This is a genomic window from Tepidibacillus sp. HK-1 (genome assembly GCF_001748485.2).
GTDB classification, from domain to species: domain Bacteria; phylum Bacillota; class Bacilli; order Tepidibacillales; family Tepidibacillaceae; genus Tepidibacillus_B; species Tepidibacillus_B infernus.
On record NZ_BDGM02000029.1, the window covers coordinates 12509 to 27540 of the forward strand.

General features: G+C 33.9%; 11 protein-coding genes and 2 pseudogenes. 2 read left to right on the forward strand and 11 right to left on the reverse strand.

Translation table 11 applies throughout. From position 1 onward, the window contains the following. The 3 genes from BEN26_RS12660 to BEN26_RS12670 all read right to left on the reverse strand — a co-directional run bounded on the left by BEN26_RS12660 (position 1) and on the right by BEN26_RS12670 (position 3606). On the reverse strand, positions 1-1173 hold the full coding sequence (locus BEN26_RS12660; RefSeq protein WP_069800176.1) for a LegC family aminotransferase: 1173 nt from the start codon (positions 1171-1173) through the stop codon (positions 1-3). A gap of 16 nt (positions 1174-1189) precedes the next feature. Beyond that, positions 1190-2170, reverse strand: a complete 981-nt coding sequence (locus BEN26_RS12665; RefSeq protein WP_069800178.1) for an NAD-dependent 4,6-dehydratase LegB — start codon at positions 2168-2170, stop codon at positions 1190-1192. 314 nt (positions 2171-2484) lie between these two features. Next, entirely contained in the window at positions 2485-3606 is a 1122-nt protein-coding gene (locus BEN26_RS12670; RefSeq protein WP_069800180.1) for an O-antigen ligase family protein, read from the reverse strand. Positions 3607-3765: 159 nt separating this feature from the next. On the opposite strand from BEN26_RS12670, the pseudogene BEN26_RS12675 reads away from it, so the two are divergent. Next, positions 3766-4843: pseudogene (locus BEN26_RS12675) on the forward strand (transposase). Positions 4844-5075: 232 nt separating this feature from the next. On the opposite strand, the gene BEN26_RS12680 reads toward BEN26_RS12675, so the two are convergent. Beyond that, positions 5076-5876, reverse strand: coding sequence for a 6-hydroxymethylpterin diphosphokinase MptE-like protein (locus tag BEN26_RS12680; protein WP_069800182.1), 801 nt, complete (start codon positions 5874-5876; stop codon positions 5076-5078). Positions 5877-6054: 178 nt separating this feature from the next. On the opposite strand from BEN26_RS12680, the pseudogene BEN26_RS12685 reads away from it, so the two are divergent. Further along, positions 6055-6864: pseudogene (locus BEN26_RS12685) on the forward strand (IS30 family transposase); the annotation flags it as partial. Positions 6865-7312: 448 nt separating this feature from the next. On the opposite strand, the gene BEN26_RS12690 reads toward BEN26_RS12685, so the two are convergent. From BEN26_RS12690 to BEN26_RS12720, 7 genes are read right to left on the reverse strand one after another with little or no spacing between them, the layout of a single operon-like run. Continuing rightward, positions 7313-8533, reverse strand: a complete 1221-nt coding sequence (locus BEN26_RS12690; protein WP_069800184.1) for a glycosyltransferase — start codon at positions 8531-8533, stop codon at positions 7313-7315. After that, positions 8533-9660 carry a non-hydrolyzing UDP-N-acetylglucosamine 2-epimerase gene (gene wecB / locus BEN26_RS12695; RefSeq protein WP_069800186.1) on the reverse strand — a complete coding sequence of 376 codons (1128 nt, stop codon included), beginning with the start codon at positions 9658-9660 and terminating at the stop codon, positions 8533-8535. The genes BEN26_RS12690 and wecB overlap by 1 nt, the downstream gene beginning before the upstream one ends. 3 nt (positions 9661-9663) lie before the next feature. Beyond that, positions 9664-10773, reverse strand: coding sequence for a capsular polysaccharide biosynthesis protein CapF (locus tag BEN26_RS12700; RefSeq protein ID WP_069800188.1), 1110 nt, complete (start codon positions 10771-10773; stop codon positions 9664-9666). Then, positions 10770-11792: a nucleoside-diphosphate sugar epimerase/dehydratase gene (locus tag BEN26_RS12705; RefSeq protein WP_069800190.1), complete on the reverse strand. Its 1023-nt coding sequence runs from the start codon at positions 11790-11792 to the stop codon at positions 10770-10772. The genes BEN26_RS12700 and BEN26_RS12705 overlap by 4 nt, the downstream gene beginning before the upstream one ends. A gap of 15 nt (positions 11793-11807) precedes the next feature. Then, a complete protein-coding gene (locus tag BEN26_RS12710; protein WP_069800192.1) occupies positions 11808-12995 on the reverse strand; it encodes a glycosyltransferase family 4 protein in 1188 nt (395 codons plus the stop codon). A 2-nt stretch (positions 12996-12997) separates the two neighbouring features. After that, on the reverse strand, positions 12998-13891 hold the full coding sequence (locus BEN26_RS12715; RefSeq protein ID WP_255421908.1) for an NAD-dependent epimerase/dehydratase family protein: 894 nt from the start codon (positions 13889-13891) through the stop codon (positions 12998-13000). A 47-nt stretch (positions 13892-13938) separates the two neighbouring features. After that, positions 13939-14553, reverse strand: coding sequence for a sugar transferase (locus BEN26_RS12720; protein ID WP_069800195.1), 615 nt, complete (start codon positions 14551-14553; stop codon positions 13939-13941). Positions 14554-15032 lie beyond the last annotated feature (479 nt).

The window sequence follows — 15032 nt, forward strand, 5'->3', positions numbered from 1 at the left end:
CTAAACTTTCTCTGGATATTTAAGACATTCAATCACATAAAGTACATCTTCCTTTTTTAAATTAGAACTGCAAGGAATATTGACAACATGCTCAAGATAAGTCTTTGCTTTTTCTATTTTGTATGTCTGGTTACTCAAATATGGCTTCTGATCGTTAATCAATCCCCAAATCGGTCTCGATTGAATTTTCTTTGACGACAAGTAATTGATGATTTCGTCTCTATTAAGTGGATATGATTCATCACAGTATAGCGCATAAAACCAGTAGTTTGGTCTGATATCATCTTTGAAGTCTAGGATTGTTAACCCCTCTATTTCATTAATAGATTCTTTATATAAATTGTAATTCTCTTCTTTTATCTTGATAAAGTGTTCAAGCTGCTCTAATTGCGCAAGTCCAAGGGCAGCTTGTAGATTCGTCATTCGATAGTTATAGCCAATTTCATCATGGGTGTAATAAAGCTCATCACTTTTAGCTTGTGTTGTGAGATGTTTTGCTCTTTTTAGAAGTTCTTCATCATCAGATACAATCATTCCACCACCACCGGTTGTGATAATTTTGTTTCCATTAAAGGAGTACACACCGATATTTCCAATGGTACCAGCATATTTCCCTTGATATTTCCCTTTAGTATAGTAAGTTCCTATGGCTTCTGTCGCATCCTCGATGACTTTTAGGTTGAATCTATCAGCAATATCCATGATGCTTTCCATATCGGCCATATTCCCAAATATGTGTACAACCAGAACTGCTTTTATATGTTTGTTGGTTTTGTTATTAATGAGCTTGCCTTCAGTAAAAGTGCATTCTTTTTCACAAAACTCTAACAGCTTGTCCGCATCCATTGTGAGCGAATCATCACAATCCATAAAGATCGGCTCTGCTCCGATATACTTCACAGGATTAACAGCCGCAATAAAAGTCAATGTGGGTACAATAACTTCATCTTCTTTTGTAACTCCACACACCTGAAGCGCAATATGAAGACCCGATGTTCCATTCTGGCAAGATACGGCTCCCTTGGACTTGACATATTTTGCTGTCTTTTCTTCAAAGTCATTAACATATGGACCGCCTGTAGATACCCATTCTGTTTCGACTGCATGGGTGACATATTCAAGCTCTTTACCCTTTAAGTTCGGGACAGAAAGAGGGATAAATCTTTGACTCATATAGCTCCCCTCCTGACTAAATATTATAAATATCTATCTTGTATTTATCTAAATTATGTCTAAAGAACTCAATTGTTTCTGCGAGTCCCTGTTCAAATGTATATTGAGGAGTCCAATTCGTCAGCCGTTTAATTTTCTCATTGGATCCTAAGAGTCTATTTACTTCACTTTTTTCAGGTCTAAGTCTCTGTTCATCACAAACAATTCTAGCATTCGGGTTGATTTGTCTGATAAGTTCTTCAGCAAGCTGCCCAATGGAAATTTCTTGTTGGGTTGCTATATTAATCTCTTCACCGATTGTTTTATCGGACTTTGCAATTTCGATAAAACCATTCGCAGTGTCTTTAACATAGTTAAAGTCTCTTGTCGGCGTTAATGAACCAAGCTTGATTTCCTCTTTTCCTGCAAGAAGTTGAGTAATGATAGTCGGAATGACTGCCCTTGCTGATTGTCTTGGCCCATAAGTGTTAAAGGGTCTAACTATTGTGATTGGCATGTTAAAGCTTCTATAAAAAGACTCTGCCAGTCGATCGGCCCCAATCTTTGTAGCTGAATATGGTGACTGCCCTTGATAAGGATGTTTTTCATCGATTGGTACATATTGTGCAGTTCCATATACTTCAGAGGTAGAAGTAATAAGCACCCTTGATGTTTCCAAGTCTCTTGCAGCCTGTAAGACATTAAGTGTCCCTTTAATATTGGTATCTACATACATATCTGGTGAGTGATAGCTAAATGGAATTGCTATTAGGGCCGCCAGATGAAATACCTCATCAACACCTTTCATGGCTTCTCTTACACCATTGGGATCTCTTACATCCCCGGTAAAAATCTCTATCTGGTCTAATTTCTCTTTTGGTAATGTGTCAAGCCAACCCCATGTATTCAATGAGTTGTACAAAACAAATGCTCTGATATCATAACCTTCTTCTAACACTCTTTCTGTTAAATGGCTTCCAATAAAACCATCAGAACCTGTAATTAAGATCTTCTTCATGTTATTCTCCCCTTTGTAAGATATTTATAGGGGTAAGATTATCTAACTTACCCGAATGTTATTTGAAAATTTAACTATTAATGTTTAGATGAATCAGTGACACTCTTCCATTGAAATTTCTAAGTATCGTGCTATAATCTCACTTGTCATAGAGATAGATGTGCGTTCCTTCTAATCCCTAAGTTGAAGTCTTATCCGCAAAATAGCGTGTCACTCCCAAGGACGATTCGGTGTTTAGCTAGTTTGAAATTTAGTGATATTTTTATTATATTGGTTTATTCCTTTGATTTACCCAATTCTACCTATCCTTTAACTTAAGGTCTATAGCTGCTCTCTCTGTCGTACACATTTAATGACCCTTTTGTCAAATAGACCATTAAGAAAAGGATAGCAAAATTTCTCATGTAAATTTGAAATAGGCTAAGTACTAACATTAATAAAAACATAAACTGTTTGTCTTTGTCTTTTATCTTTAATAAAATTGAAATCATAAAACCTGAAAAAAGTATTAGGCCAATAAACCCATACCTTAAAGTCATGTCTAATATCCAGTTGTGAGTATGACTCCACTTGATACCATATTGGCTTACATTTCCATAAATATCAATTACTTGATCTAATGAATTACCCCCGAATCCCAAAAAAGGTCTATTCGATATATATTGCATAGTAGTATAGATAATATCTTGTCTATCATAAGTAACACTCATCCGATATTCGAGACTTGGTACTAATTGAAAAATCGATATTATAATATCATTCCAAAATATCAATCCTGCTACAGTTACGGGTATGAAAACAAAAATCCATTTAGATTTATTTTTTCTCATAGCTTTAAAGGCATAATAAGATATGATTGCAACGATTCCTAATAAAGCTCCTCTAGAAGTCGTTAGTACAAGTGCTATTATAATTAATAAAGAATATACTTTAGATTTATTCTCTTTTATACTTAACCACAATCCAAATAATAGAGGAATAGATGTGCCATTCGGCCAGCCTGGAATATAATTATTTGCCCATAACCTTCCACTAGTATATATATTACTTATGTTCATATATTGACCTGAAACTATAAATAGAATAATGATTATAGAAGATAATAAAATACAAAATCTAAAAAACCATCTTTCAAATTTTTTTAAGTCCACATTTAAATCAATAATAAAAATAAAATATTGTAGTGTAAATAAAAATTGTACTAGGTTTCTCATGCTAAAATTTTCATTACTCAAAGCAAAAATCGCTGTTGACAAAATAACCCATACAACAAACAATAAAAAAAATGTATTTGTAATTAGTCCCTTCTTTATTCTTAATACTTTCCCTTTAAAAATATCACGAATCATGATGAGATAGTATATAATATTTGCAACCATAACACTATCAAACGTTTGGTACAAAAAAACCAAAAAGAAATAAAATATAACTGACATATATAACCACCTCCTACAATTTAAATCTATTTGAATCAATTTCATAATTATGAGCCCTACAGGCTCAAGGCTTTTTAAAAGCCAAAAAAAGGAGTACCTCCCCAAAATGTCGAATGAGTAAGTAACGACACCAACTCTAAGACTGGAGGAAGACTCCCTATGCCTATTATAAGACAAGAAAGCCTATTTAGTATACAAGAATTATATGATTTAGAACCTACCCAACGATTTGAAGCTATCTTTTCAACGATTGGCATTGATCCAATCTTGGCTGTGATTGCGAAAAAATCGAGATATGACAGACCAGTTAAACTTAACTATGCAGTGATGATCTATTCTTTAATTGCCAGAATTACAGAACGCATTCCATTTACCAAAGATTTAGTAAAACGTCTCAAGAATGATATCGTTTTTCGCCTTGATTGTGGTTTTTTTTGGTTTCTGATTCTGTGCCATCCGAGGCTTCATTCTCACGTAAACCCATTTTGAAGCCCGTGATCAGGCGCCACAAAAGGAAGAAAAACCTAAAGATGAACCAAAAAAAAACGGGGACGTAAATCAAAGAATGAACGCGAAAAATGGCTTATTGAAAAGCAGAGCAGGAAGCTAACCTTCCACTTTTTGAAAAGAAAATTGAAGATCAATTAGACGTCCCATTAGCCGAGTTACGTGCTAAAATTCCTCAGGATCCCCAATGGGGTATAAAGAAAAATAGCGAAGGGAAAACGTTTTTTGTTTTGGTTATAAAGCTCATTTGGCTGTTGGAGTAAATGGGACATCAAGCCGTTATTGCTTATAATAAACGGAATGAGCCTGAACCGATAGGTTTTGACAAACATTTTGCGCCGACATGTGTTCGAGAGCATTCCTATCGCTATGACAGTTTTGATGAAAAATATGAAACCCTAAAATACACAAGACCAAAGGAATGTAAGGATTGCCCCTTAGCTCATGATGAGCTTTGCCAAAAGGTATATAAGATTAAAATTACGACAAATCTCAGAAAATATACAGCTCAGCCCGTGGCTCAAAGCTTGGAAAGACATCTATAAACGTCAGACTGCTGTGGAACGAGTAAATGCGTATCTTAAAGAATTTCTTTCAACTAAACAATGTTCGATATCGAACTGGAAAGCGTGCTAAAGTTCATTTTGACTTCGTTACATTGGTTTATAATGCTTCAAAATTAGCTGTTGATCGGATTAATGCCAAGTTGAACCAACAAAAAGCTGCCTAAAAACTTAAAAATTTTAAAAACGATTTAAATTCTGCAGGTCTGTCTTTCTTTAAAAGAAGGAATTATGAAATTGATTCATACCAAAAAAATTTAAACTATTTCTATTAAATTCGAGATATCCTCTTCTTGTCCATGTTTTATTTTTGATTCCTATTAACTTTTGATCCCACATGTTTTCTGCAATCAATTTATTTTCTTAAGTAGAGTCCTCAGCCAAGAATCTTGATAAGCCTTAAACTTTGGATATTAATTTTCTAAAATCTACTCTTTCATATGCATCAATTAAACTATTAGGTGTAGCATTTAAAATTTCAACATCATTCTTTCGTGCATAATTAGCAAGTGCATAATGATGGTAATGCACTAAGGCTGACCACTGTAAATCAACCCCCATTGGTACTGTTCTATCCTTTGCTTCTTTATCATAATAATGAGTTGGTTTCATCGTTGCATAAGAATTAAAATCACACCCAATTAAATATATTTTCTTGTATCCCATATATAGAGCACACTGAATTGCCGCTAAAACAACATTGATACTAGCTGTCATATTCTTAGTCATGTCTATTTTCAAATAATCATCGTATTGCACTAGTTCTTGATTTATAAAATACGCTCTATCAAACTCCAAACCTTTTTTATATAAAATGTTATATCCTTTGCTCGTAAAAATAAATTTAGTATCTCTATTATTTCGATAAGTTTCTAACACATAGTCAATATTTTCATTAGTAAAAAATGCTCCATCAATCATAACATGATAAGTAGACTTAAATTTAAAATTTGTATTACCTTTGTGAAAAAAGTTAACAGTAAAAGTATCAAAATCATTTAATAAAGAAAAATCAGTCTCATTTAAAGATGGTCCGTTGCCGATAACAAAACACTCTTTTTTATCTATGTTTTTTAACTGTACATTTTTAGAAATCATTTTATGTTTATTTAAGTTCAAAAAAAACGAAATATTCTGAGTTAAATTATATATCTTAAATAAAGTATTTAATACTTTATTTAGTTTATCAATTTTAGTCATTATAGTTAGACCCTCCTTGTATAATGATAGACTGGTATTTGCCGAGGTGTATGGTTCAAGGTTTTTCTTAAACCATTTGTATTTGATTCCTCCTACAATTAGTAGGGCGATTTTTCATTATATAAACGTAAAATATGATTAAGTCGACCAAACCAATTCATAACAGGAAGAATTACCAATGGCTCGCTCTTATCGTAACACAAAGAAACAAACCTTTACACATTTGAATGCATTTGATCGTGGTCAAATCCAAGCTCTGTATAAGCAAGGCAAGTCCCTACAAGCGATTGCAAACGAGATCGGTTGCCACAAATCCACGATCTCACGAGAGCTCAAACGCGGAAGCGTCACACAAAGGCGATCTGATCTGTCGGAGCATACCGTCTATTTCCCTGACACTGGACAAGCCGTTTACGAAAAGAATCGTTCACGATGTGGAGCGAAGTACAAACTTGCTCAAGCCTCTGAATTCATCCAGTTTGCTGTAGAAAAGATGCAAAAGGATCACTGGTCACCTGATGCGATTTGCGGTTATGCCAAGGCTCAGAAGAATGCGATGGTTTGCACGAAAACACTGTATCATTATATCGATCTGGGTATGCTTCCGGTAAAGAATATCGACCTGCCCTTGAAAGTGACCCGTAATACGAAAAAGAAGCGAATACGACAGCATAAGAAGGTGCTCGGAACAAGTATTGAACAGCGACCACCACATATCGATGAGCGTAAGGAATTTGGCCACTGGGAGATCGACACCGTGCTAGGATCTCGTAAGCAAGGAGCAGCCATCCTCACATTAACAGAGCGTAAAACACGCAAGGAACACATTATCAAGATCGATCAAAAGACAGCGGACAGCGTGAAGAAAGCCATGCAGGCACTCAAGAACATCTATGGCTCTACCTTCTCAAGTGTCTTTAAGACGATCACATCAGAAAACGGCACTGAATTTAGCGAACTAAGTCATACCATTGACTCAGCACAAGTAGAATGATATTTACCATGAAGAATTAAAATCGGTCGTTTAATCTTACATATTATGGATTATCGTGATTTGTTGCATTTATTCTTGCAATTTAAGAACAAAAAGAAACTTTAAACTTCCAAAACTTGTTATCAATGAAACTACCTAACCATATTTTTAAAACTCCATTAGGTTAGTTTTATTTGGTATGCCTATTTTGAAAGTGACATGAAAACAGCAAGTCAATGTTGCTCGTAAACCAAATTCCCAGTAATTTTTTAACAAATATTTAGTTACCGCTTCATTTATTCCGAGAGACTATAATGTTTTTAGGTTAAGGTAACCTATTATCCTTTATGACTGCAATATTATTCGCAGTCATGTATAGTACTTTTATTGTAGTCATTTAAATGGAAATTAATATGATTTGTTTCCCATGTAAATTTTTGTTATAACCACTCATATAATAGAATCAAAGCCTTAACTTATTATCTTTTGAATGCTTGTACAAATTGAGATATTCACCATACTGCTTATTTTTATCATATACAGACTTTGCCCTGTTAATAGCTACATCATTATAGAATGTTTTCTTCCCATTCTTAATGTTTAGTATTTCGTTTCTAAGCATATTTAAATTATCTTTTTTGACAACTATACCTGTTTTACTATCCACGCATTCAACACTTCCACCTGTATCAAATGTGATAACAGGTGTACCACAAGCTAATGCTTCTAAGTTAGTCGTTGGAAAATTATCTTCTAAAGTTGGGTTTAAAAATACATCTGCTGCTGTATAAATCTCGGCTAGCTCTTTAACGTTGCTAGTTCGTGTAATCCCTATGATGTTTTTAGGCAAATATTTTCTTTGTTTTTCTGACAAACCCACTAAAACAATAACTTCATCATTTTTAATCTTTTTAGATAATTCTATGAAATATCCGAATCCCTTTCTGCGATCCCATGTACTGGCGACACCAAGGATAATAAACTTATCTTCTAAATTAAATCTTTCTCTAAAATCACTCTGAGTAGGTTTGAACACGTCCAAATCAATTCCATTGTTAATAACTTCAACAGGATATTCTCTTAAATATGACTGCTTTACTAGACCAGCCAACCATTTTGAAGGTGTAACTATTGTGAGATTCTTAATGCCTGTGAAAAGTTCCTTTTTCTTAATGTAATTGTCTTTTGAATTATCTATAATCACACTCGCTGGATATGAATTTTTCTCAGGACAATCGTAACAACCTGTTTTCCATTTATCACAACCTACATAATCAAAATAAGCGCAGTGACCTGTAAAACTCCAACAATCGTGAAGTGTCCAAACAACAGGTCTATCTGCCTTCTTCAAATAATCAAATAAAACCTCAATATTAATATAGTATCCATGAATATTATGCAAATGAATGATGTCTGGGTCCAATTCTTTAACTTTTTCAATAAACTTTTGAGTAGCCTTCTTTGAACCAAATCCATGCTTATCAAATATTCTAGTTAAAGCTACGTGTGAATAGTTATCGATTTTACTTCCAATCTTAATTGAAGTATCGCAATTCTTAGACAGATCTCTCCCGTATGCGATATAGCTTTCATGACCTTGTTCAATTAATATATTATGAATGTCAGTAACAATCCTTCCTGTACTACCAATTCCGCATACTGAATTAATCTGCAATACTTTCATCAAAATTTCCCCCAAACTACTCTATTCACATAATCTGTATAAGACAATAGAATTCTTAATACCTTATCAGATACATTAGGCATACTATAGTCCTCCACGAGCCTTAATGTGCCCTTTCCTTGTGTCTCTAATATCTCTAACCCTTGAAGTATCCTTTCCTTGTTCAGCCCAACCAGCATTACCGATGCTTCTTCCATAGCTTCCGGTCTTTCATGGGCTTGTCTTATGTTCAGGGCTTTAAACCCAAGAATTGATGATTCTTCGCTTATTGTTCCACTGTCGCTTAATACAGCTTTCGCTTTAGTTTGAAGTTTGACGTAGTCATTAAAACCTAAAGGTTTCATCGTATTTACTAAAGGGTTAAACTTAATATCTTTAGTATCTATCATTTTTCTTGTTCTTGGATGAGTACTTACTATAATGGGCATGTTATATTTTTCTGCTATAGCATTTAAGCTATCAACTAAATCTAAAAAGTTTGTTTCTGAATTTATATTTTCTTCCCTGTGAGCTGATACTACAAAGTATTTTCCTTCTTCAAGTTTTAGTCTTTCTAACACATCTGATCTTTCGATATCTTCTCTTCTAGAGTTAATTACTTCAAACATGGGGCTGCCGGTTTTTATAATTCTATCGGCCGGAAGTCCTTCTTTTAATAAATACTCTCTTGCTATATCGCTATAAGGCATATTAATATCGGATATATGGTCTACAATCTTCCTGTTGGTTTCTTCAGGAACTCTTTGGTCAAAGCATCTGTTTCCTGCTTCCATATGGAATATCGGAATATGTCTTCTCTTGGCAGCAATGGCACAGAGACAGCTATTTGTATCTCCTAGAACCAAGAAAGCATCTGGCTTTACTTCTTCTAAAATAGGATCTATTTTAATTAAAATATTACCTATAGTTTCCATTGGTGAATCTGTTGCTGCATTTAAAAAATAATCAGGTTTTTTTAGTTCCAAATCTTTAAAAAACACTTCATTTAATTCATAATCATAGTTCTGACCTGTATGGACTAAAACATGTTCTATTGCTTTTGATTCTTCCAGCTTATTGATAACAGCTGACAGCCTAATAATCTCTGGTCTGGTTCCAACAACTGTCATAACTTTTAACTTCTTCATATGTTATACCTCCAAATAGTAAATATCCGGCTTTTCTGGATCAAAAGCTTCATTAGCCCACATTATTGTAACCATATCCGTGTCCCCTAGGTTTTCAATGTTATGGGTATAACCTGGTGGTATATCTACGACTTCCAGTTTATCCCCACTAACGTAATATTCGATGGTTTCATCTGAATCAATTTTTCTAAAACGAATAACTCCCTTTCCACTAACTACAAGAAATTTTTCATTTTTTGTATGATGCCAGTGATTTCCCTTTGTTATTCCTGGTTTAGATATATTTACTGAAACCTGTCCTCTGTCTGGTGTTTTGATAAACTCCGTAAAGGAACCTCGATAGTCCACATTCATTTTAAGTTCGTAACTGAATCGATCTTTAGGCAAATAACTTAAATATGTGCTATAAAGCTTCTTAGTAAATGCGTCAGACATATCTGGAATAGTACGTTCCTCACGGCTCTTTTTAAATGAATAAATCAAATCTACGATTTCTCCCACAGTAATGGTATGCACTACAGGCACTTCACAAAAATCTCCAACTGCATTTTCTTTGCCGTTTAAAGCATTAATAAACTCATTTACCACATCATCTATATACACAAGGTTCATCACAACACTTGGATCATTCACTGTAATAGGTAAATCATGGGCTATATTATGGCAAAACGTTGCTATAACACTGTTGTAATTTGGTTTGCACCATTTACCAAAAACATTAGGTAGTCGATAAACAAGCACTTTTGCACCTGTTTCTTTACTATATTTAAAGAGCAAATCTTCTCCTGCTTTTTTGCTTCTTCCATAAGAATTATCTAATTCTGCTTGAATAGATGATGAAATCATAATTGGGCAGTTATTATTATATTCTTTTAATGTAGCAAGCAAAGTTGATGTAAAGCCAAAATTCCCTTTCATAAACTCTGATTGGTCTTTTGGTCGATTAACACCTGCAAGGTGAAAGACAAAATCAGCTTCTTTGCAATACTCATCTAATAAAGATGGATTCGTATCCTTAGTATATTCAAGGATATCCGTATATTTTCTATTTTTTAATTCGGCAATAAGATTTTTTCCTATAAAACCCTTTGCCCCTGTCACAAGTATTTTCATACTTTACTCCAACTTTCTAACTCTTTTCTGACATAGTCTATTTCTAATAGTTTTTCTTTTATTTGTTTTATATTTAAACGTTCTGTATTATTCGAATTATATTCAACCTCTGTAACTAACCGCTGATCTCCTTCTATAAAGTATTTGTCATAATTAAGATCTCTTTGGTCAGCTGGTACTCTAAAATATCCCCCAAAATCCTCAGCTACTACACGTTCTTCTTTTGTAAGTAGAGTTTCATATAATTTTTCCCCATGACGAGTACCAATTATCTTAATCTCATTATCAGCGTTAAATAATTCTATCAAAGCTTGAGCAAGGTCTCCAATTGTAGACGCTGGAGATTTTTGGACCATAATATCCCCTGCTTGGGCATTTTCAAAGGCAAATACCACAAGCTCTACAGCTTCTTCAAGACTCATTAAAAACCTTGTCATATTAGGATCTGTAATTGTTAATGGTTGTCCACTTTTAATTTGCTCAATAAATAATGGTATAACTGACCCACGAGAGGCCATCACGTTCCCATACCTAGTCCCACAAATAAGTGTTCTATCTGGAGATACTGTTCTTGATTTGGCCACAAATACCTTTTCCATCATCGCTTTAGAGATTCCCATTGCATTGATAGGATAAGCTGCTTTATCTGTAGAAAGGCAAATCACTTTTTTTACTCCATATTCTATAGCAGCTGTAAGTACATTATCTGTACCTACTACATTTGTTTTTACAGCCTCAAGAGGAAAGAACTCACAGGATGGAACTTGTTTTAATGCAGCTGCATGAAAAATATAGTCTACACCATGCATGGCATTCTTTACACTGGCAAGATCTCTAACATCTCCTAAGTAAAACTTAAGCTTATCGTTTTTATACAATTTTCTCATATCATCTTGTTTTTTTTCATCACGTGAGAAGATGCGAATTTCTTTTACTTCAGTATCTAAGAATCTTTTCATTACAGCATGACCAAAGGAGCCTGTGCCTCCAGTGATTAGTAGTGTTTTATCTTTGAACATATTAAACATCTCCACTTAAATTATTTTTTGTAGTAAACGATTTAATCTCTCTATATATCTCTTTTTAGAGAAGTTGTTGTCATAGTATTTTCTTGCGTTTTCACCATAAATAGAATGTTTCTCTTTTTCTTTTACAAACTTTCTTATGTTATTAGCTAGTTCTTTATAGTCTTCTGCTGGAGCACATAATCCACAATTTGCTTCATCAATCACGATTTGTGTTTCTCCATTTATTGCCCCTATAATTGGCTTTCCTGCTGCCATATAGGACTGAACTTTGTTGGGCAATGTATAGGAAATCACTTTATTATCTTTTAAGGTAATTAGAAAAGCATCTGCCATTTCGTAAAATCTAGGCATTTCCGAAATAGGATGTTGCCCGTGGAAGATCACATTATTAAGTTGTAATGTATCGGTTAATTCTTCACATTTTTCACGAAAAGAACCATCACCCACAAGATGAAACTTTATGTGATGATCTTCTCTAAGCTCATTTGCAGCATAGATAATTGTTTCAACACTTTGCATTGCACCTATATTTCCAGCAAAGACTAAGTTTACTGTTTCATCACTTCTATTTGTGGAACGAATATTCTCAAATAAAGCTTCTGCGTATACTGGAAGGTGAGTAATGTGATCATATATATCTAATGTGTGGTTAAAGTATTCTTCAAACAATTTAGAGCTTATGAAGATTTCATCTGCACTCTTATAAATCCATTTGCTTAATTTTAATAAAATACTATATATTTTACTTTCTGATGAAATACCAGCAGATACTATACTTTCCGGCCATAAGTCATGACAGTATATAATAAGTGGTTTTTTTGTAAGTTTTTTTAATAAAATACCTGGCAAAGCCATTGTTACTGGTGAAAGTTGATAAACTAAAATAAGATCAAATTCTTTCTTCATAAATATAGCTTTTAGTGTAGAAGATAAAGCAAAACTAATATAGTTAAGTGCTAACTTTTTGACTCCCTTTCCTCTTCCAAGAAGCCAAGAACGTATAACTTTTACCCCATTGATCTCTTCAGTTCTATTTTTAAAACCTCTATATTTACTATCTATAACCCCACTAGGGTAATTTGGAAGACCTGTGAGAACCGTTACTTCATGTCCTTCTTTTGCTAACTCAAAACAGATATCATTGACCCTAAATTGTTCAGGATAGAAATATTGACAGATTACAAGAATTTTCATTGTTATCTTCCTCTTTGCTTACTACGCAAATATTCCTCTACTTCCCTTTTAATACCTTCTTGGAAAGATAAAGGTGTATACCCAAAGTCCTTAGCTGCTTCATCATAATTGAAGTCTTTATCTTCTTGCATTCTGAGTACTTGCTCAACAGAAATAATAGCCTTTTTATCTATTGCATTATATACTTTGGCTGCTAAGATAGAAATCCATAAAGGTATTTTTACAATGATATTCTTTCTTCCTAACGTATCAGAGACAGCTTTAACTAAATCTATATATTTAATAGGGGATTTCCCAGATAAGTTGTATTCTTTATTAAAAGTCTTATCTTTATTTACTAAGACATCATAATAGGCATAACCCAAATCTTTAGCATGAACTGGCTGCATTAGGTTCTCACCTTTCCCAAACATAGGGAAGAACTTATGTCTGTATAGGTAATCAACAAGCTTATACATATTTCTATCTTCAGAGGATCCATATATCATTGTTGGTCTTAATACGGTAATGCCTATTTGCCCACGCTTTTTAAGTATTCCATCTTCGATTTTAATATACTCTTCCGATGCACTTTTATATTTGGAATATCTTCCTGTTGTATGAACAAAAATTGCCCATTTCACATTATTCTTTATTGCAGCATCCATGACGTTGTTTGAAAATAAAATAGAGGAAATATGTACAACTGTTTCAACTCCTGCCATTGATGATACCAATAAAGCTTTGTCCTCTAGACTTCCGTATACTTTTTCTATATTGAGTCCCGAATGATCAAGGAGTTCCGTATTGCTATTTTCTCTTACCAAGCATCTAATTTTACCTTGATAATTCTCCTTGATTAATCTATCCAAAAACCATTTACCAGTATGTCCTGTAATTCCCGTAACATAAAGCACGATATGATCCCCCTTAAAGATTCTCTTACATATACCGAATTATCCAATTATAGAGATACCTCTTTCTTCGACTCACTAGTTCCTTCTTTTATCCCTTCACTTCGTAGGACACTAAATACTGTTTTAAAAAATATCTTTATATCAAAAGCAAAACTGATTCTTTGTACATACTCGCCATCAAATCTTGCTTTGATATCTATAGACAGTTCATCCCTGCCATTAATCTGTGCCCACCCAGTTAGCCCTGGATACACAGCATTAGCTCCATACTTATCACGTTCAGCTATGAGATCATTCTGATTCCACAGAGCTGGTCTAGGTCCAACGATACTCATTTCACCTTTTAAAATATTAATAATCTGCGGTAACTCGTCTAAGCTAGTTTTCCTAAGAAATTTCCCTATCTTTGTAATGAACTGATCTGGATTCTGGAGCATATGAGTAGGCATGTCTTTCGGTGTATCTGTTCTCATAGTTCTAAACTTTAATATATAAAAGTATTTCTTATTCTTACCTATACGCTTTTGTTTGAAGAATACTGGACCTTTGGAGTCTAGTTTTATTATTATTGCAATAATTAGAAAAAGTGGCCATAGTATAAGCATTGCAATAAGGGATAATAGAAAGTCTAAAATACGTTTAACTACTGGATAGATTCTCATATAATCACTCTTTCAACCTCTTAACTAAATATAACGAATGTGTAGATACAATTTTTTTACATTACAATTTAATAGTTTTCTCCTAACGTAATCAAGAATCCTGCTCATTTCGACATTTTTATCATAAATTTTACAAAAAAGTACTAATTTCGTGATTATATTAACAATATCTATTATAAAACTGATAACTTTACTATAGTAGAGTTCTATTTATAGAAATGGTGGGAAGCTTTGTAATCGATCGGGTAGGAGGCTGGCCATTATTTGACCAGCCGACCTCCCACAGCACCGTACGTACCGTTCGGTATACGGCGCTTCCAAAGTTTACACGTCACTTCGCAGAATAACACTCGCTAAAACTTAGATATCCAGCTCGCTTAAATCGCTCGTTAGATAGGGCTTTTGTCAAGATAGGGCTATGAGCAGTACGCCAATAGCCTTTTCTTGTATTCGCCCACATCCACGCTTGCTCCTCACTC